Below are 17,364 nucleotides of genomic sequence, written 5' to 3'. Positions count from 1 at the left end.
ACGTCGTATAGTTGAACTTGTACGGCGTATAGTTGTCAACCGTGATGGGAAAACTGACCGCGAGGGCCATCGTCGAGCGGGCCCTGGAGATCGGCGACACCGAAGGGCTCGACGCCGTGACGATCAGGCGGTTGGCCACGGACCTGGGCGTGACCCCGATGGCCCTCTACTGGCACTTCAAGAACAAGGAACAGTTGCTGAGCGGCATGGCCGACCACCTGATCGCGGACTTCGCCCCCAAGCCCGCGGACGACAAGGCCTGGAACGAGCGGCTGCGTGACCTGGCCGAAGGGCTGATCCGCACGCTGCGCACCCACCCATGCGCCAGGAACGTGCTGGAGCAGGTGGACCAGACGTCGGTGCCCAACTTCCTCGCAGTCTGGGACCAGGCGCTCGGCCTGTGCCGCGAGGCCGGGTTCAGCGTGCAGGAGAGCTGCCTGATCACCAAATACGTGCTGCAGAGCGCCATCGCCATCGCCGACGCGCCGGTGCGCTTCGCCGGCGTGCACACTCCCGAGGAGATCTCCGAGATCACCAGGCAGAAGCGCCTCGGTCTCCAGTCGCTGCCTATCGAGAAATATCCGCATTTGGTGGATATGGCCGGGCCACTGGTGGAGGGGATGGACTCAGGGCTCTACGACACGTTCGGAGTCGATCTCGTGCTCAGCGGCATAGAGGCGCTGGCGGCCAGACGTTAGGGTCGTGCCCGTGACCTTCGAGCTGATCTGCGAGATCGAACCCCCGACCAAGCCCGATCTGAAGCACGTCAGGCACCAGATCGGCACGCTGGGCAAGATCGCCCACTCGTTCCTCATCCCCGACAACCACATCGGCCGGGCGACCGTGTCGAGCGTGGCCGTGGCGCACGAGGTGCAGGCCATGGGCGGGCGCGGCATCGCCTGCCTCAACTCCCGCGACCGCAACCTGCTGGGCTTCCGCCGCGACCTGCTGACGGCGGCGGCGTACGGCGTGGACCAGTTCCTCTTCGTCTACGGCGACAAGCCCATGAGCGGCAACCGCACCAGCGACCTGACGGTCCGCTCGATGATCGCGGAAGCGCGGGGGTTCTCGCCGGACGTGCGGGTCGGTGCCGCGGCGGGACTGCGCCCGCTGCCGTCCTGGAAGCGAGCCGCCGACTTCTTGTTCGCCCAGGTCAGCTTCTCGCTGGAGGCCCAGCTCCGCTGGCGCGAGGCCAACCCGGTGGACGTGCCCGTCTACGCGGGCGTCATGGTGCTGGCCAGCGAACGCCACGCCCGCACGCTGGCGGCCGCGATCCCGGACATCGACCTGCCGGAGGAGCTGATCGGCCGGGTGGCCGCGGACCGCATGGCGGGGGTCGAGGCGGCCTGCGAGCAGGTCCTCGCCCTGCGCGACTCCGGCGCCTTCGCCGGCGTCCACCTCATCCCGGTCACCCGCTACCGCGACGTGGAATCCAGGCTGGCCGCCGCCCTCTGACCCCTGGCCAGGGCCGCGAGCACGGCACCGGCCAGCGCGACCGCGAACAGCACCGCGTACGTCCGCTGGAACCCGTCCATCAGTTGCCCCACCGCCACCGGCGACAGCGTGGACAGCGTCCCGGCGTACACCTGGGCCCGCAGCGCAGGACCCACGGCGCTGGTCAGGACGCTGAGCGACAGGCCGACACTGATCACGATGCCTACGTTCATGACCATGACGCGGAACCCGTTCACCACCCCTAGGCTCCCGACCGGCAGCGCCCGCATGACCTGCGTGGTGTTGCCGGTGAGGAATGTTCCGCTGCCGCACCCGGCCACGAACAGGCCGATCCCGATCACCCAGTACGGCGTCGCGCGATCGGCCGTCAGCATCAGCGTGCCGAGCCCGAGAGCGCTCATCACCGCCCCGCCGATGGACAGCGCGTACGGCGACACCCTCCGCCCCAGCATGCCCACGATCGGCGAGGCCAGCCCGATCCCGACCGGCACCGGCAGCACGCTCAGCCCCGCCTCGAACGCGTCCAGCCCCCTGGCCGCCTGGAAATACAGCGCCACCACCAGGATCAGCGCCGAACGCGCCAGCGCGTTGCAGAACGAGGCCAGGTTCGCGCACGCCAGCAGCCGCCCGCCGAACAGCCGCAGATCCAGCACCGGGTTCGAGGAACGCCGCTCGGCCAGCACGATCAGCGGCACCAGCACCACGAACACCGCCGCGCCCGTCAGCACCACAGGGCTCGCCGGCCCGCTGGAGCCCGCCTCCGACAGCGCCAGCAGCAGCGCCGACAGCGCCGCGAACACCAGCACGTTGCCCAGCGCGTCCACCGGCTGCCGCGGCCCTCTGGGCACCTTGCGTAAGATCGCCGCGCCCCAGCCGAGCGCGATCAGCCCGGCGGGCACGTTGACCCAGAAGATCCACTGCCAGCCCGCGGTCTCCGCGATCAGCCCGCCGATCGTGGGCCCGGCCAGCTGCGCCACCGACAACGTGCCGATGTAGACGCCCATGCCCTGGCTGAGCCGTTCGGGCGGGAACGCGTCGGCGATGATCACGGTGCCGTTCGCCAGGATCATGGCCGCGCCGACCGCCTGCACCACCCGCATCGCGACCAGGAACCACACGTCCGGCGACAGCCCGGCCAGCAACGAGGCCACCGTGAACAAGGCGAACCCCGCCAGATAGACCTCCCGCCGGCCGAGCAGGTCGGCCACCCGGCCGAAGAACACCAGGCTCGCCGTGTTGACCAGCAGGAACGCCAGCAGGATCCAGCCGGATTCGAGCGCGCTGGCGTGGAAGTGCCGCACGACCGTCGGCAGCGCGACGTTCAGCGTGCTGCCGGCGATGCCGATGAGAATCAGGCCCAGGCTGGTGACCGAGCACACTCGCCAGGCGTAACGCAGGCGGCTGTCGTCTTCGGGGGTGACCGCGACCATGCCCTCCACTATGACGTACGGCGTACGTCGCCTTCTGGCGCAGGGGTCACCTGGCGCGCTTGCGCAACCCCTCCAGGTCGTGGATCGTCACGCGTCGCCTGCCGGTCTCGATCAGCCCGCGGTCGCGCAGCGTGCGCAGCGCCTTGCTGACGGCCTCCCGCGAGGCGCCGGTCCAGCCCGCCAGCTCGTCCTGCGACAACGGCAGCGCCACGCGTAGCCCGCTGTTGGTCTGCTCCCCGTACCGATCGGCCAGCTCCAGCAGCCGCGTCGCCACGCGCCCCGTGGTGTCGTACGCGCCGTACTCGATGCGCTTCCTGTCCGCGTCCCGCAGCTTGCCGCTGATGAGCTGCATGAGCAGTACGGCGATGCGCCCGTGGGACTCCAGGAAGGAGGGGAAGTCCCGCACCACGATGCCGGTGATCGGCTCCAGCGCCGTCACCGTGGCCGAGCGTGGCGACCCGTCGATGGCCGTCAGCTCGCCGAGCAGCCCGCCGGGGCCGCGAATGGCGAGCACCACCTCGGTTCCGCCGCTCGTGTGCGAGGACACCTTGACCCGGCCATCGAGCAGCACGAGGACCCAGTCGGACGTGTCGCCCTCGTTGATCACGGTCGTGCCCCGCTCCCACCGCCGGATCCGACCGGCCGCGCGCACGGCCGCCCTGTCCTCGTCGGTCAGCATGGACAGGAACTCGCCGGGGTCTGACTCCATGCGCCCGATTATGTCGGTACGGACACCAGGCTTCTACGGCAATTCCGTCAGAACATACGCGGCGACGAGCTCCTCCTTGCCCTTGAGGCTCAGCCGCCCCAGAGGCGTCACCGACGCGCCACCGCCCAATTGGCTGAACGTCGTCTCCCCGATGACGACCGTGCCCGGCTCGGCGATGCCCTCGAGCCGGGCGGCCACGTTCACACAGTCACCCATCGCGTTGAACCCGCGCAGCTCGGGACTTCCGATGTTGCCGACCAGGGCGGGACCCGTGTTGACGCCGATCCGGAACGTCGGCCACGGGACGTCGTCCACCCGCTTCCAGGCCATCTCCTCGGCCACCTCGGCCGCGGCCCGCTGCATCTCCAGCGCCGCCTTGCACGCGGCCCTGGCGTGCCCGGCCTGCGTGGCGGGGGCGTTGAACAGCGCCAGCATCGCGTCGCCGACGAACTGCACGACCGTGCCGCCGTTGTTCAGGATGCAGGGGACGGCGGCCGTGTGGTAGCGGTTGAGCATCTCGACGATCTCGGCGGGCGTGACCTTCTCCGAGAACGTCGTGAAGCCCTTGAGGTCGGCGAAGAGCGCGGTCAGCTCCCTCAGCTCGCCGCCCAGCGCCGCCTGCGCGGGGTCGGCCAGCAGCGCGTGCGCCACGTCGGGCGACATGTACTGGTGGAACAGCGTGTGCAGCTCTCGGTAGAGGCGGGCGTTCTCCAGGGAGAGGGACAGCTGCCCGGCCAGGGTGGCGGCCAGCGCCTCGTCGTGGCGGGTCCGCCCGACGGGCACCTCCAGCACGCCCGCCAGCTTGCCCTTCACGGTCAGGGGGAAGGCCAGCAGGTGGTCATGCCTGACCGGGTCGCCGCCGGTGAACCGGTAGACGCGCGAGCCGATCTCCGTCTTGCCGTCCGCGACGAGGGCGATCTTGACGTCGCCGTACGCCTGCCGCACCCGCTCCAGCGACGTGGCCAGGAGCTCCTGCTCGGCCAGGCCCACCTTGGTTTGGGCGCTCACGTCCACCAGCGCGGCCAGGCGTTCGGACAGCTCACGCTCGTTGGCCAGCGCCTCGCCGGCCCGGTCGAGCACCGCAGCCTGGCCCTCGTTGAGCCGGAACTTGCCCGACAGCCGGGCCGCGGCCAGCGGCTCGCCGCGGCGTACGTGCTCGACCAGCTCCTCCAGCGCCTGGTCGTAGTCCTGCTGGATGCGCCGCACGGTCGCCGACAGCGTCACCCCGTCGAACAGGCCCGCGCTCGACCCCTCCCGCCTGAACTGCAGGTAGGCGCTGTAGGCCACGAAGACGAAGGCCAGGGTGAGCAGGATGTGCCACTCCCACCACGACAGGTGCCAGTTGAGCTGCGACATTCCGGCGATCATGGACTCGGCCAGCAGCGCGTACGCGGTGATCAGGCTGATCAGCATGGCCGACGGGCGCCGCCGGTGCAGCAGGAACATCATCACGCTGGCCGTCCCGTACAGGAGCAGGCCCGGAATGGACCCCCAGACCAGCCAGGGGACCGGCGCCACCAGCGGCGGCACGCTGAGCGGCGTCAAATCCGGCACCAGCGACGCGACCCCCCAGATGATCAAGAAGCCGAGGAGTGCCGCGCGGATGAAGTGCTGTGAGCCCAGCACCCGCTTGGCCGCCTGCCCGCCCAGCGGAAGGGCGGAGGCGAAGGCGAACGCCGCCGCGACCGAGAGCCCCACCTGCTGGCCGATGTCGAAGCCCAGCGAGCCCTTCGGCAGGAGGAACTCGGGCGTGGCCAGGCCGTGCATGAAGAAGAACCCGGCGCTGCTCAGGAAGACCATGGACACCAGGAACAGCCGGGCGTCCTGGCGGCGCCGCGACGCCTCGCTGATCATCATGCCGAGCGCCACGTTGAGGCCGGCTACGGCGATGATCATCCAGAAGTGGCTGGGGTTGTGGTGCCACAGGACGTTGAAGTCCGGCTGGGCCAGCAGCACCCAGAGGCCCAGCAGCGGCAGGACCAGGTGGACGCCCCAGACCACGCCGCGCACCGGCTGGGTGGCCGGCGGCAGGTAGGGGGCGGGATTCGGGGTTGGCACAGACCGATTATCCACGGGAGATCGCCAACACCAATGCGTCCTTTTACACACCTAAGTCGCCAACAATCGGTCAAACCGTCAGTAACACTGTGTTTCGTGATGAATGCGTTATGTGACCCTTGCCAACTTTTGGAACGTTTGAAACGTGAATCTCATGCACAACACGAGCAACACATGTCCGCTGGAAGGAAAGCCGTGGCCATCAAGATCCGTGGTGGGCGTACGTTCACCCTCGCCGCTGTCGGAGCGCTCGCCGCCTCGCTCCTCACCGTCGGTGGCGTCGCCACCGCCTCGTCGGCGGGCAGTGAGGTGTACGCCTGCGTCCACAAGAAGACTCGGTACGCCCGCATCGTCAACCCGGCGACGAAGTGCCGGAAGACGGAGGAGCGGATCGTGATCGGCGGCGCCACCGAGTCGACGGCCGTCACCTCCGGCCCGAAGGGCGATCAGGGCGCACCGGGCAAGCCGGGCCCGATGGGCCCGCAGGGCCCCAAGGGCGAGACGGGCCCCGCGGGCCCCCAGGGCAAGCAGGGCGAGCAGGGCCTGCCCGGCAAGGACGGCAAGGACGGCGAGAAGGGCGCGACCGGTCCCGCCGGCCCCGCGGGACCGCAAGGTCCTCAGGGCAAGCCCGGCAACCCCGGCCCCCGCGGCTACCCGGGCAAGAACGGCAAGGACGGCAAGGACGGCGCCACCTACACCACCTACACCAAGACGGCGTCCCTGAACTCGATCGGCTCCGCGACGGCCTCCTGCGGTTACGGCGGCATGGTGACCGGCGGCGGCTTCTCCTTCAGCACCCTGAAGAACGCCATCGTCATGACCAGCATGCCGACGAACAGCAACGGCTGGACGGTGGACGTGGCCAAGGACGACAACGGCGGCGGCAACGACAACTTCAGCGCCGAGAGCCACAGCAAGCCCAGCCCCAGCCCCAGCGCGAGCCCCGGCGGCAACAACGGCACCGCGGTCAGCGGCACCGTCTACGTGGTCTGCATGAAGAAGGCCTTCTAGCAAGGCAGGAGGACCGGCACGGAACCCCGTGCCGGCCCTCCCCGCAACCCTTAGCCGAACAGCGCGGGAAGCGTCGCCGAGTGCGTTTCCCGCAGCTCCTCGACCGAGACCTCGAACACGTCCTCGACCACCAGCGAAGCGCCCCCGGTGCGCCCGAGCCCGTAGCACGGCACGTCGTGCCGCCCGCACAGCGAGGCGAACTCCTCGTAAGCCTCCGGCCGCACGACGACCAGCGCCCGCGAGGCCGACTCGCTGAACAGGTCGGTGAAGGGCTCGCCACTGAGCGCCACGGTGGCCCCGATGCCCCGCGCCAGGCACGACTCGGCCAGCGCGACGGCCAGCCCGCCGTCCGACAGGTCGTGGGACCCTTCGAGCAGCCCTCGCCGGGCGGCCTCCACCAGCACGGTGGCCAGCGCCCGCTCCGCCTCCAGGTTCGCGTGCGGCGGCAGCCCGCCCAGGTGACGGTGTGCGACGTTGGCCCACTCCGAGCCGCCGAACTCCGCGTGCGTGTCGCCGAGCAGCACGACGCGCAGGCCTTCCGCGACGAACCCGGACGGCACCCGCTTGGCCACGTCCTCGATGACCCCCAGCACGCCCACGACCGGCGTGGGATTGATGGCGGTCGCGCCGGTCTGGTTGTAGAAGGACACGTTTCCGCCGGTCACCGGCACGCCCAGCGTCTTGCAGGCGTCCGCGAGGCCGCGCACGGCCTCGGCGAACTGCCACATGACCTCCGGGTCCTCGGGGGAGCCGAAGTTGAGGCAGTTGGTGACGGCGAGCGGCTTGGCGCCGGTCACGGCCACGTTCCGGTACGCCTCCGCGAGCGCGAGCTGCGCCCCCGCGTACGGGTCGAGCTTGGCGTAACGGCCGTTGCCGTCGGTGGCCAGCGCGATGCCGCGGGTCGTCGGCTCGGCGCCGGCGATGGACTCGGAGATCCGCAGCATGCCCGCGTCCGCCGGCTGGGCGAGCACGGTGTTGGACCGGACGTAGCGGTCGTACTGGGAGGTCACCCACTCCTTGGAGGCCAGGTTGGGCGAGCCGAGCAGCTTGAGGAGGGTGGCCCGCAGATCGGTGGGCCGCTCCAGCCGGTCGGGAGTGTCGGCGTTGAGCGCGGCCTGCCCGGCCGGCTCGTGGAAGGGGCGCTCGTAGACGGGCCCGTCGTCAGCGGCGGTGCCCGGCGGGATGTCGACGATGACCTCGCCGTCCCACGTCATCACCAGTCGCCCTGTGTCGGTGACCTCGCCGATGACAGTGGCGGGCACGTCCCACTTCTCGCAGATCGCCATGAACGCCGCGATGTCGTCGGGCCGGACCACGGCCATCATGCGCTCCTGCGACTCGCTCATGAGGATTTCCTCGGGCCTGAGCGAGGGGTCGCGGAGCGGGACCCGGTTGAGGTCGACGTGCATGCCGCCGGTGCCCTTGGCGGCCAGCTCGGTGGTGGCGCAGGAGACGCCGGCCGCGCCGAGGTCCTGGATGCCGACGACCACGTCGGCGGCGTACAGCTCCAGGCAGCACTCGATGAGCAGCTTCTCCATGAACGGGTCGCCGACCTGCACGGCGGGCCGCTTGGCCTGCGATTCGTCCTCGAAGGTCGCCGACGCGAGCACCGAGGCGCCGCCGATGCCGTCCGGACCCGTGGACGCGCCGAACAGCACGACCTTGTTGCCCGGCCCGGGCGCGGTGGCCAGCTTGATCTGGTCCTTGCGGAGCAGGCCCACGCACAGGGCGTTGACCAGCGGGTTGCCGATGTAGCCGGGGTCGAAGACGACCTCGCCGCCGATGTTGGGCAGGCCCAGGCAGTTGCCGTAGTGGCTGATGCCCTCGACCACGCCGGGCAGCACCCGGCGCGTGTCCACGGCGTCGGCGCCGCCGAAGCGCAGGGAGTCCATGACCGCGATCGGGCGCGCGCCCATCGACATGATGTCGCGGACGATCCCGCCGACGCCGGTGGCCGCGCCCTGGTGCGGCTCGACGTATGACGGGTGGTTGTGCGACTCGATCTTGAATGTGGCCGCCCAGCCGTCGCCGATGTCGACCACGCCGGCGTTTTCGCCCATGCCCACCAGCAGCGCCTCGGACTTGGGCGCCTTGGTGGCGAACTGCTTGAGATGCACCTTGGACGACTTGTACGAGCAGTGCTCCGACCACATCACGCTGTAGATCGCCAGCTCGGAGCCGGTGGGACGACGACCGAGGATCTCCTTGACCCGGTCGTATTCGTCCTGCTTCATCCCCAGCTCGGCGAAGGGCATCGGCTCTTCGGGAGTCTCGGCCGCCCGCTTGACGCTGTCGGCGTGTTTGTTTGGTCGCTCGCTTCGCCCGCTCATGCGTTCACCAGCTTCTTGAGAATGGAGGTGAAGAAGCCGAGGCCGTCGGTGCTCGGGGCGCCGACCAGCTCCTCGACCGCGTGCTCGGGGTGCGGCATGAGGCCCACCACGTTGCCCGCCGCGTTGCTGATGCCCGCGATGTCGTTGAGCGAGCCGTTGGGATTGCCGAGGTAGCGCACCACCACCTGGCCGTTGGCCTCCAGCTCGGCCAGCGTGTCCGCGGAGGCGACGTAGCGGCCCTCGCCGTGCTTGATCGGCAGCACGATCTCCTGGCCCGGCTCGAACGAGTTGGTCCACGTGGTCGCGGTCTGCTCGATCCTGAGCATCTGGTCGCGGCAGACGTAGTGGAGCGAGCCGTTGCGGGTCAGCGCGCCCGGCAGCAGGTGCGCCTCGCACAGGATCTGGAACCCGTTGCAGGTGCCGAGCACCGGCAGTCCCGCCTGGGCGGCCGGGATGAGCTCATCCATGAGCGGCGCGAACCGCGAGATGGCGCCGCAACGCAAGTAGTCGCCATAGGAGAAGCCGCCGGGCAGGAACACGGCGTCCACTCCCTTCAGGTCGTGGTCGGCGTGCCACAACGGAACCGCCTCCGCACCCACGAGGCGTACGGCCCTGGCGGCGTCCTGGTCGTCGAGAGTTCCTGGAAACGTGACTACGCCCACACGGGCAGCGCTCATGACAGTCGTCCCCTCCGAACGCGCACGCGCCACCGTCTCTTCGGGGTCGGACGGCGGCGGTGTATTCAGGTTATCGGGTGCCGCCACGTGGTCCGCATCGGCTCATACGAGCAGCGTATAAGCAGGTCAGACGGCTGCGAGCTGGCGAGGACGGGCATCGGCCGCATCGTCGCGCTCGAGCTGCTTGCGCAGGTGGACCGTGGTGCCACGACCGGGCGTGACGCCGAAGGAGAGCTCGTCGACCACGGAGCGCATGATCAGCAGGCCACGGCCGTTCTCGGTGTCGGGAGGGGGGAAGTGCGGTGGGATCGACGGCAGGCCCGTGCCGTTGTCGGCCACGCGCACGTCGCACCGGCCGTAGCCGATCGACGCCGTCACCTCGTAGCGGTTGGCGGGTCCCCCGTGCCGCACCGCATTGGAACACGCCTCGGACACGGCGAGCAGCATGTCGGCGATGCAGGTCTCGCTCACGTTGAGCGACCGAAGAGCATCGCCTAGCACTCGCCTGACCATCGGTATGCCGATCGCATCCCGAGGCAGTGCCAACGAGAACTCAATATCCACCGGACTCCTCCGGGCGCCAGAATGTCACCCTGAGTAGGTTTCCCTGTGAAAACGGGGCTAACCGCAAAATCACGTTGTTGTTATTTAGTGTTGGCACGCCCGTGGCATTGTGGCACGTCGGAACGCGGCTTTAAGCACCCAAGGGGAAACCAGTGTGACGAATCTCCCTGCTAGTCCTCAACCCGGACGCTGTAGTCCTCGATCACGGTGTTGGCCAGCAGCGTCTCCGCCATCTTGCGCACCTCGGCCAGCGCCGCCTCGTCGGCCGGGCCGTCCAGCTCGACCTCGAAACGCTTGCCCTGACGTACTGCTGAGACGCCGGAGAAGCCCAGCCGGGGCAGCGCCCGCGCGATCGCCTGGCCCTGCGGGTCGAGGATCTCGGGCTTCAGCATGACGTCCACGATGACGCGCGCCACTGCGTTCCTCCTGCATAAGGGTGGTGTTGGGAAAGCCAGCCTACCGGTGCGTGTGGCCGTGGATACAACGGGAACGGGGAGAACATGGGGCTTGCGCGCAGGACTGTGATATCTGCCACCATGTCCCCAAACGCGTACGAACCACCACCACATGGTTCATCGCCTAGAAGGCTGGCCAGAGGTGGCAACCCCATCCGACACCGGCCCTGATCGCACAGGAGCGGCACGTGACAGTCGACGCCTCTCGCGGTGCTGACGCACCCCCGGAGCTCGTCCAGTTGCTCACCCCAGAGGGGGAGCGGGTCGAGCACCCCGACTACGACATCGACCTGACCCCGGAGGACATCCGGTCGCTCTACCGCGACCTGGTGCTCGTCCGGCGCGTCGATCTAGAGGCCGTGGCGCTGCAGCGCCAGGGCGAGCTGGGCATCTGGGCCTCGCTGCTGGGCCAGGAGGCGGCCCAGATCGGCTCGGGCCGCGCGCTGACCGACGTGGACATGGCCTTCCCCACCTACCGCGAGCACGGCGTGGCATGGTGCCGCGACGTGGACCCGGTGAAGCTGCTGGGCCTGTTCAGAGGCGTCAACCACGGCGGCTGGGACCCGAAAGAGCACAACTTCCACCTCTACACGATCGTGATCGGCAGCCAGACGCTGCACGCGGTCGGGTACGCCATGGGCATCCAGCGCGACGACGCCAACGCCGCCACGATCGTCTACTTCGGCGACGGCGCCACCTCGCAGGGCGACGTGAACGAGTCCTTCATCTGGGCCAGCGTGTTCAACGCGCCGATCGTGTTCTTCTGCCAGAACAACCAGTGGGCCATCTCCGAGCCGCTGGAGAAGCAGACCCGCATCCCGCTCTACCGCCGGGCCTCCGGCTTCGGCTTCCCGGGGATCAGGGTGGACGGCAACGACGTGTTCGCCTGCCTGGCGGTGACGCGCAAGGCGCTGGAAGCGGCGCGCACCGGTCAGGGGCCGACGCTCATCGAGGCGTTCACGTACCGGATGGGGGCGCACACCACCACCGACGACCCGACGCGTTACCGCGTGGCCAGCGAGCTGGAGGCGTGGAAGCTCAAGGACCCGATCGAGCGGGTGAAGTCCTACCTGTTCAAGAACACGCTGGCCGACCAGGCGTTCTTCGACTCCGTCGACGCCGAGGCCGACCAGCTCGGCGCCGATCTGCGCAGGCGCTGCCTGGCCATGCCCGACCCCGAGCCGCTGGCCATCTTCGACCACGTCTACAGCGAGCCCCACGCTCTGATGGACCAGGAGCGCGCCCAGTTCGCCGCCTACTTGGAGGGGTTCGAGAAGTGAGCGTGATGAGCCTTTCCAAGGCGCTCAACGAGGGCATGCGCAAGGCGATGGAGGACGACCCCAAGGTCCTCATCATGGGCGAGGACGTCGGCAAGCTGGGCGGCGTGTTCCGGGTCACCGACGGGCTGCAGAAGGACTTCGGCGAGGACCGGGTCATCGACACGCCGCTGGCCGAGTCGGGCATCGTCGGCACCGCGATCGGGCTGGCGCTGCGCGGCTACCGGCCGGTGTGCGAGATCCAGTTCGACGGCTTCGTCTTCCCGGCGGCCGACCAGATCATCACGCAGCTGGCCAAGATGCCGATGCGGTCGCTGGGCGCGATCAAGCTGCCGGTCGTCGTACGCATCCCCTGCGGCGGCGGCATCGGCGCGGTCGAGCACCACAGCGAGTCCCCCGAGGCGTACTTCACCCACACCGCCGGCCTGCGGGTCGTCGCCTGTTCCAACCCGGCCGACGCGTACACCATGATCCAGCAGGCCATCCGCAGCGACGACCCGGTGGTGTTCTTCGAGCCCAAGCGCCGCTACTGGGAGAAGGCCGACATCGACACCACCTCCACCGACTGGTGGACGCCGCTGCACGCGGCCAAGGTGGTGCGCCCCGGGACCGATGTCACGCTGCTGGCCTATGGACCGATGGTCAAGACCTGCCTGGAGGCGGCCGCGGCCGCCGAGGACGACGGGCGCTCGCTGGAGGTCGTCGACCTGCGCTCGCTCAACCCGCTGGACGAGCCGGTGGTCCTGGACTCCGTACGCCGGACGGGGCGGGTCGTGGTCGTGCACGAGGCGCCGGTCAACAACGGGTTCGGCGCCGAGCTCGCGGCCCGGATCACCGAGCGCTGCTTCTACCACCTGGAGGCTCCCGTCCTGCGGGCCGGCGGCTTCTCCACGCCCTACCCGCCGTCGAAGCTGGAAGAGCACTACCTGCCCGATCTCGACAGGGTGCTCGACGCCGTCGACCGCACCTTCGCGTACTGAGGAGGGGCAGCCATGCGACGCGAGTTCAAGCTCCCGGACGTCGGTGAGGGGCTGACCGAGGCCGAGATCGTCCGCTGGCACGTCAAGGCGGGCGACCACGTGAAGGTCAACCAGATCGTCGTGGAGATCGAGACGGCGAAGTCCATCGTCGAGCTGCCGATCCCGTGGGACGGGGTGGTGGCGGGCCTGCTCGGCGAGGAGGGCCAGACGATCGAGGTGGGCGTCCCGATCATCGCCGTGGACACCACCGAGGAGGCCGTAGCGCCGGAGAGGGCCGCTCCAGGGCCCGTAGCGCCGGAGAGGGGCGCTCCGGAGGCCGCCGCGCCCAAGGGGGCCGTGCCCGGGGTCGCCGCGCCGGAGGGGCGGGTTGAGGCCCTGGCCGACGACATGGTCCCCAAGCCGCCGGCGGAAGGCGCCGTCGAACCCGGCGCGCACGGCAGCCCGGCGCCCAAGGAGGAACGCCAGGCGGTCCTGGTCGGCTACGGCGTCAAGACCGGCGCCGCCAAACGCCGCCCCCGCAAGCAGCCTCCGGCCGGCACCCCGGCCACTCCGGTGGCCGACCCGTCCAGAGCGGAGGTCGACGGCCGGGTCCGCCCCGCCGCCTCCGCACCCGACACGGATACGGCGCCCGGCCGGGTGACCGTCCTGGCCAAGCCACCGGTGCGCAAGCTGGCCAAGGACCTCGGCGTGGATCTCGGCACCGTCACGGGCACCGGGCCGGAGGGTTCGATCACCCGCGAGGACGTCCACGCGGCAGCGGAGCAGGCCGCACAGCCGACCCCCCAGGCCGCCCCCACCCGGCCCGGCAGGGAAGAGCGCATCCCCATCAAGGGCGTCCGCAAGATGACCGCCCAGGCCATGGTCACCAGCGCCTTCACCGCGCCCCACGTCACCGAGTTCCTCCAGGTCGACGTGACCAGCACCATGGAAGCAGTGCACCGCCTGCGCACCCTGGCCGACTTCGCCGAGGTCAAGGTCTCCCCGCTGCTCCTGGTGGCCAAGGCCGTCCTGACGGCGGCCAGACGCCACCCGGCGATCAACTCCTCCTGGGACGAGGAGGCCCAGGAGATCGTCGTCAAGCACTACGTGAACCTCGGGATAGCCGCCGCCACCCCGAGAGGCCTGGTGGTCCCGAACGTCAAGGACGCCCATGAGATGTCGCTCCCGGACCTGGCCAAGAGCCTGGCCAAGCTCGCGGAGACGGCCAGGGCAGGCCGGACCCAGCCGGCCGAGATGTCCGGCGGCACGATCACGATCACCAACGTCGGGGTGTTCGGCGTGGACGCCGGCACCCCCATCCTGAACCCCGGTGAGGCCGCCATCCTGGCGTTCGGCCAGGTCAGGGACATGCCGTGGGTGGTGGACGGCGAGCTGGCGGTGCGCAAGGTCACGACTTTGGCGCTCTCATTCGACCACCGCATCGTGGACGGCGAGCAGGGCTCGCTGTTCCTGCGGGACGTGGGCGCCATGCTGGAGGACCCGCTCCGCATGCTGGCCTGGAGCTGAGAAGGAGTGTGGTGACCGCCGGAAGGACCCCTCTTCCGGCGATCACCGCGGGCCCGGCACGAGAGCGCGCTTGCTCTCCGCGGTGGGCCCGTGCGATTCGATCCACACGGGCGCTCCCATCACGTCTGAGACCGCGCCGACCCAGTTTGATACACCTTCCTGGTAAATAGGTCGCGCCCGCATCATTCGTGCTGTTCGCTCCGTGTCGGGCTCGAAGGAAACCGGCGGATCGTAGGCAATGCACATCCGCGACACGGGCACGTCGAGGTGGGTCAGCGCGAGGGCGTCCACCCCGCCGGCCGCTTCGGCGGCGTACCGGTGAGCGACCGCGTCGAAGTGACCCAACCGGAACGGCCCCTGCCACGGCCCGGTCGTGTTGTGCGGCTCGGGCAGCGCCAGCGCGGGGTCCTCGGTCACCAGCGGCCCGGGCCCGTGCCTGGTGGTGTACGTCCGAAGCACCCCCAGCCGCACCGCGCCGGCCCCGCCCAGCAGTTCCTCGGCGTTGTCGAACGTCGTCGTGCTCCAGGTCGTGTAGGGATCGAATCCCCACCGCTCGTCGAGCAGCACCCCCTGAGCCCCTTCGAACACCACCGGCCCGGACGAGGCCAGCCGGTCGCCGAACGAGGAGTCCACGAGCCGCACCCGCTCGCCGAACGCCCGGTAAGCGGCCACGCAGTCCTCCACAGGCGGCCCCTGCACACCCAGCGCCTCCCGCAGCACCCGCAGCTTCCGCTCCAGCACTCCGGGCGCGTCACCCGCACGCGGCGCCGACGGCCCGTGCTCGAGCGCGTACGCCATCACCTCCCCGACCCCCATCCCGCACGACCCGTGCCGGGCCTCGCCGCGCGCCAGCTCCCGCCGCCGTCCGGCCTCGATGTGGTACGGCGTCGCGAGCAACGCGTCCCGGTCCACGGTGATCAGCGCAAAAGGATCCGGCACCCCCAGCCGGGCCAGGTGGGCCGCCTCGGCGGACAGCGCGAGGGGGTCGACGACCACGAACCGCGACAGATACGTCGGCACCCCGCGCAACGTCCCCGACCCGAACTGCGCGAACGTGTGCTGCCGCCCGTCGGCCAGCACCACGTTGTGCCCGGCCTGGGCACCGCCGTTGAACCGCACCACCGCGCGCACATCCCGCGTGGCGCACAGCCAGTCCACGACGGTGCCCTTGCCCGCGTCGCCGTACCCGAGGTCGACGACGATCACGTGTTCGCTCATTCGCGCCGCGACCCCCGGCCGAGCGCCCTCGACACCGTCCCGCCCGCGGCGGAGCCCAGCTCGGCCAGGTCGTCCAGCCCTTCGTCCAGGTCGATCGCGTCCTCGCCGAGCCCCACCGTGAGCGCGATGGCCTCGCACACGGCGTCGAGGTCGTCGAGCTCCAGCACGTTCTGGCCGAGCAGGCGCCGCCACACGGTCAGGACCTCCTGGTCGCCGGCGTGGCTGGCGCCCTTGGGAACGATGAAGTAGGTGTCGTATTTCCTGGTCAGCTCGGTGACGATGGCCTCCACGCCGAGCCGCTCGGGGATGCGGTCGCCGATGACGTCCCTGGCCGCCCGCCCGGACAGGCGGGGGTAGGGCATCTCGTCGCCGATGATGAACAGGTAGCCGCGTTTGCCCCGCTTCTCGTGGCAGTCGATCGAGGTGTGCCGGGCCATGAAGTACATCGCCAGCTCGTACGACTCGCGCTTCTGCCCGCCGCCCCCGCCCTCCAGCAGGATCAGGCCGAGCTGGTCGTCCATGCGGTTGTCGGACTCGAACTGGCCGACCTGCAGCGGCGCGCGGTCGCAGGTGGCGTCGCCGATCGCGCCGAACATGATCTGCGGGTCGGTGGCGTACCTCTTGCGCAGCAGCAGGCCGAGCAGGTCGGGCAGCCGCGTCTGCAGGACGCGCGGCACCCGCCCCATCGATCCGGTCACATCGAACAGGACGGCGATGGCCAGCGAGTCCGGGTGCTCGGCGGAGTCGCGGCTCTCGCGCGTGACGCCGTACGGGTCGAGGTCGGGGTGCGCGTTCCGGGCGCCGTTGTCGCTGTAGGCGAAGGCGCTCCGGCCGGTGGCCGAGCGATAGTGGACGGCCGACATGTAGACGTCCGTGGACCAGATTCCGCTGCCCATGTGCCTCTCCTCAAGAGTGGGTGATCATCGGATCTCCTCCTCGCGCGCGGGCCGCAGCAGCGCGGGGTGGAGCAGCCGGGCGTCGCCGGCGCGGTAGAGCTTGGCGCGTGGCCCGCCTCTGGGGCCGCCCGTCTCGGTGGTCTCGCCGGTGCCCTCGACGAACCCGGGCACGGACAGGACCTTGCGGTGGAAGTTGCCCGCGTGCAGCGGCGTGCCCCACACGGTCTCGTAGATCAGCCGCAGGTCGGAGATGGTGAACAGCTCGCCTGCGAACGCCGTGGCCAGCGGCGTGTACTCCAGCTTCGACCGGGCCCGCTCGACCCCGTCGGCCAGGATGCGGGCGTGGTCGAAGGCCAGCGTCGGCACGTCGTCCACCGGCTGCCACACGGCGGCGGCCGCGTCCGTGCCGGCCTCCGGGTCGGGCAGGTCAGGGGCGAAGGCCAGGTACGAGATCGACACCACGCGCATCCGCGGATCGCGCCCGGGGCCGCCGTAGCTCGCCAGCTGCTCCAGATGCGCCGGCCTGGTGGCCACGCCGGTCTCCTCGGCCAGCTCCCGCACCGCGGCCTCGGCGAGCTCCTCGTCGGGCCTGATGAACCCGCCGGGCAGGGCCCACGCCCCCGCGTACGGCTCCACGCCGCGCTCGACGATCAGGACGTGCAGCCGCCGGTCCCGGATGGTCAACGCCACCACGTCGACCGTCACCGCGACCGGGGCGTAGAGCCGCGGGTTGTAGGCGGTCAGGAACTCTTCCACGAGCAAGTCCTTCTCAGTTTGAGTCAATCTCAGTTCGAGAAT

General features: G+C 70.1%; 16 protein-coding genes. 6 read left to right on the top strand and 10 right to left on the bottom strand.

Features of this window, described 5'->3' with window-relative positions; translation table 11 throughout:
* Window positions 1-44 precede the first annotated feature (44 nt).
* Together ACTMTI_RS37625 and ACTMTI_RS37620 are read left to right on the top strand one after the other, a co-directional pair.
* Window positions 45-698 carry a TetR/AcrR family transcriptional regulator gene (locus tag ACTMTI_RS37625; protein ID WP_441125635.1) on the top strand — a complete coding sequence of 218 codons (654 nt, stop codon included), beginning with the start codon at window positions 45-47 and terminating at the stop codon, window positions 696-698.
* Window positions 699-708: 10 nt separating this feature from the next.
* Window positions 709-1,455, top strand: a complete 747-nt coding sequence (locus ACTMTI_RS37620; protein WP_441125466.1) for a methylenetetrahydrofolate reductase — start codon at window positions 709-711, stop codon at window positions 1,453-1,455.
* Here the strand turns inward: ACTMTI_RS37620 and ACTMTI_RS37615 are convergent.
* The 3 genes from ACTMTI_RS37615 to ACTMTI_RS37605 are packed head-to-tail and all read right to left on the bottom strand — an operon-like array spanning window position 1,416 to window position 5,652.
* Window positions 1,416-2,885: an MFS transporter gene (locus ACTMTI_RS37615; RefSeq protein ID WP_441125465.1), complete on the bottom strand. Its 1,470-nt coding sequence runs from the start codon at window positions 2,883-2,885 to the stop codon at window positions 1,416-1,418. The two genes, ACTMTI_RS37620 and ACTMTI_RS37615, sit on opposite strands and share 40 nt — an antisense overlap.
* Window positions 2,886-2,931: 46 nt before the next feature.
* Complete coding sequence (locus ACTMTI_RS37610) at window positions 2,932-3,594, bottom strand: Crp/Fnr family transcriptional regulator (protein WP_441125464.1); 663 nt, start codon at window positions 3,592-3,594, stop codon at window positions 2,932-2,934.
* Window positions 3,595-3,627: 33 nt separating this feature from the next.
* Window positions 3,628-5,652 (bottom strand): adenylate/guanylate cyclase domain-containing protein, encoded by a 2,025-nt coding sequence (locus ACTMTI_RS37605; RefSeq protein WP_441125462.1) that lies wholly within the window; start codon window positions 5,650-5,652, stop codon window positions 3,628-3,630.
* A 195-nt stretch (window positions 5,653-5,847) separates the two neighbouring features.
* Here ACTMTI_RS37605 and ACTMTI_RS37600 point away from each other — a divergent pair, with 195 nt between their 5' ends.
* Window positions 5,848-6,663, top strand: coding sequence for a hypothetical protein (locus ACTMTI_RS37600; RefSeq protein WP_441125461.1), 816 nt, complete (start codon window positions 5,848-5,850; stop codon window positions 6,661-6,663).
* A 50-nt stretch (window positions 6,664-6,713) separates the two neighbouring features.
* Here ACTMTI_RS37600 and purL read toward each other — a convergent pair whose 3' ends face one another.
* From purL to purS, 4 genes are all read right to left on the bottom strand, one after another.
* Complete coding sequence (gene purL / locus ACTMTI_RS37595; RefSeq protein ID WP_441125460.1) at window positions 6,714-8,993, bottom strand: phosphoribosylformylglycinamidine synthase subunit PurL; 2,280 nt, start codon at window positions 8,991-8,993, stop codon at window positions 6,714-6,716.
* Window positions 8,990-9,670 (bottom strand): phosphoribosylformylglycinamidine synthase subunit PurQ, encoded by a 681-nt coding sequence (purQ, locus tag ACTMTI_RS37590; RefSeq protein ID WP_441125459.1) that lies wholly within the window; start codon window positions 9,668-9,670, stop codon window positions 8,990-8,992. The genes purL and purQ overlap by 4 nt, the downstream gene beginning before the upstream one ends.
* A 126-nt stretch (window positions 9,671-9,796) precedes the next feature.
* Window positions 9,797-10,183: an ATP-binding protein gene (locus tag ACTMTI_RS37585; RefSeq protein ID WP_441125634.1), complete on the bottom strand. Its 387-nt coding sequence runs from the start codon at window positions 10,181-10,183 to the stop codon at window positions 9,797-9,799.
* A 221-nt stretch (window positions 10,184-10,404) separates the two neighbouring features.
* Window positions 10,405-10,650, bottom strand: coding sequence for a phosphoribosylformylglycinamidine synthase subunit PurS (gene purS / locus ACTMTI_RS37580; RefSeq protein ID WP_441125458.1), 246 nt, complete (start codon window positions 10,648-10,650; stop codon window positions 10,405-10,407).
* A gap of 227 nt (window positions 10,651-10,877) precedes the next feature.
* Here purS and pdhA point away from each other — a divergent pair, with 227 nt between their 5' ends.
* From pdhA to ACTMTI_RS37565, 3 genes are read left to right on the top strand one after another with little or no spacing between them, the layout of a single operon-like run.
* Window positions 10,878-11,969 carry a pyruvate dehydrogenase (acetyl-transferring) E1 component subunit alpha gene (pdhA, locus tag ACTMTI_RS37575; protein WP_441125456.1) on the top strand — a complete coding sequence of 364 codons (1,092 nt, stop codon included), beginning with the start codon at window positions 10,878-10,880 and terminating at the stop codon, window positions 11,967-11,969.
* A 5-nt stretch (window positions 11,970-11,974) separates the two neighbouring features.
* Window positions 11,975-12,946 (top strand): alpha-ketoacid dehydrogenase subunit beta, encoded by a 972-nt coding sequence (locus tag ACTMTI_RS37570; protein WP_441125455.1) that lies wholly within the window; start codon window positions 11,975-11,977, stop codon window positions 12,944-12,946.
* 12 nt (window positions 12,947-12,958) lie between these two features.
* Complete coding sequence (locus tag ACTMTI_RS37565) at window positions 12,959-14,452, top strand: 2-oxo acid dehydrogenase subunit E2 (protein WP_441125454.1); 1,494 nt, start codon at window positions 12,959-12,961, stop codon at window positions 14,450-14,452.
* A gap of 42 nt (window positions 14,453-14,494) precedes the next feature.
* Here the strand turns inward: ACTMTI_RS37565 and ACTMTI_RS37560 are convergent, their stop codons facing one another.
* Genes ACTMTI_RS37560 through ACTMTI_RS37550 form a run of 3 tightly spaced genes read right to left on the bottom strand, consistent with a single transcriptional unit; the run spans window position 14,495 to window position 17,328 of the window.
* Complete coding sequence (locus tag ACTMTI_RS37560) at window positions 14,495-15,670, bottom strand: adenylosuccinate synthetase (RefSeq protein ID WP_441125453.1); 1,176 nt, start codon at window positions 15,668-15,670, stop codon at window positions 14,495-14,497.
* Window positions 15,667-16,566 (bottom strand): hypothetical protein, encoded by a 900-nt coding sequence (locus ACTMTI_RS37555; RefSeq protein WP_441125452.1) that lies wholly within the window; start codon window positions 16,564-16,566, stop codon window positions 15,667-15,669. Before ACTMTI_RS37555 ends, ACTMTI_RS37560 begins: the two co-directional genes overlap by 4 nt.
* Before the next feature lie 24 nt (window positions 16,567-16,590).
* Window positions 16,591-17,328 (bottom strand): NUDIX domain-containing protein, encoded by a 738-nt coding sequence (locus tag ACTMTI_RS37550; protein ID WP_441125633.1) that lies wholly within the window; start codon window positions 17,326-17,328, stop codon window positions 16,591-16,593.
* Window positions 17,329-17,364 lie beyond the last annotated feature (36 nt).

The organism is Nonomuraea sp. H19, assembly GCF_052068215.1.
GTDB lineage: Bacteria > Actinomycetota > Actinomycetes > Streptosporangiales > Streptosporangiaceae > Nonomuraea.
This window is presented reverse-complemented; position numbering and strand designations above follow the sequence as displayed.

What these genes read in the sequence shown, in the direction of transcription:
- ACTMTI_RS37585 (WP_441125634.1), bottom strand. Translation starts at nt 10,183, where the DNA reads ATGGTCAGGCGAGTGCTAGGCGATGCTCTTCGGTCGCTCAACGTGAGC.
- ACTMTI_RS37625 (WP_441125635.1), top strand. Translation starts at nt 45, where the DNA reads ATGGGAAAACTGACCGCGAGGGCCATCGTCGAGCGGGCCCTGGAGATC.
- ACTMTI_RS37560 (WP_441125453.1), bottom strand. Translation starts at nt 15,670, where the DNA reads ATGAGCGAACACGTGATCGTCGTCGACCTCGGGTACGGCGACGCGGGC.
- ACTMTI_RS37565 (WP_441125454.1), top strand. Translation starts at nt 12,959, where the DNA reads ATGCGACGCGAGTTCAAGCTCCCGGACGTCGGTGAGGGGCTGACCGAG.
- ACTMTI_RS37555 (WP_441125452.1), bottom strand. Translation starts at nt 16,566, where the DNA reads ATGGGCAGCGGAATCTGGTCCACGGACGTCTACATGTCGGCCGTCCAC.
- ACTMTI_RS37610 (WP_441125464.1), bottom strand. Translation starts at nt 3,594, where the DNA reads ATGGAGTCAGACCCCGGCGAGTTCCTGTCCATGCTGACCGACGAGGAC.
- purL (WP_441125460.1), bottom strand. Translation starts at nt 8,993, where the DNA reads ATGAGCGGGCGAAGCGAGCGACCAAACAAACACGCCGACAGCGTCAAG.
- purQ (WP_441125459.1), bottom strand. Translation starts at nt 9,670, where the DNA reads ATGAGCGCTGCCCGTGTGGGCGTAGTCACGTTTCCAGGAACTCTCGAC.
- ACTMTI_RS37570 (WP_441125455.1), top strand. Translation starts at nt 11,975, where the DNA reads ATGAGCCTTTCCAAGGCGCTCAACGAGGGCATGCGCAAGGCGATGGAG.
- ACTMTI_RS37615 (WP_441125465.1), bottom strand. Translation starts at nt 2,885, where the DNA reads ATGGTCGCGGTCACCCCCGAAGACGACAGCCGCCTGCGTTACGCCTGG.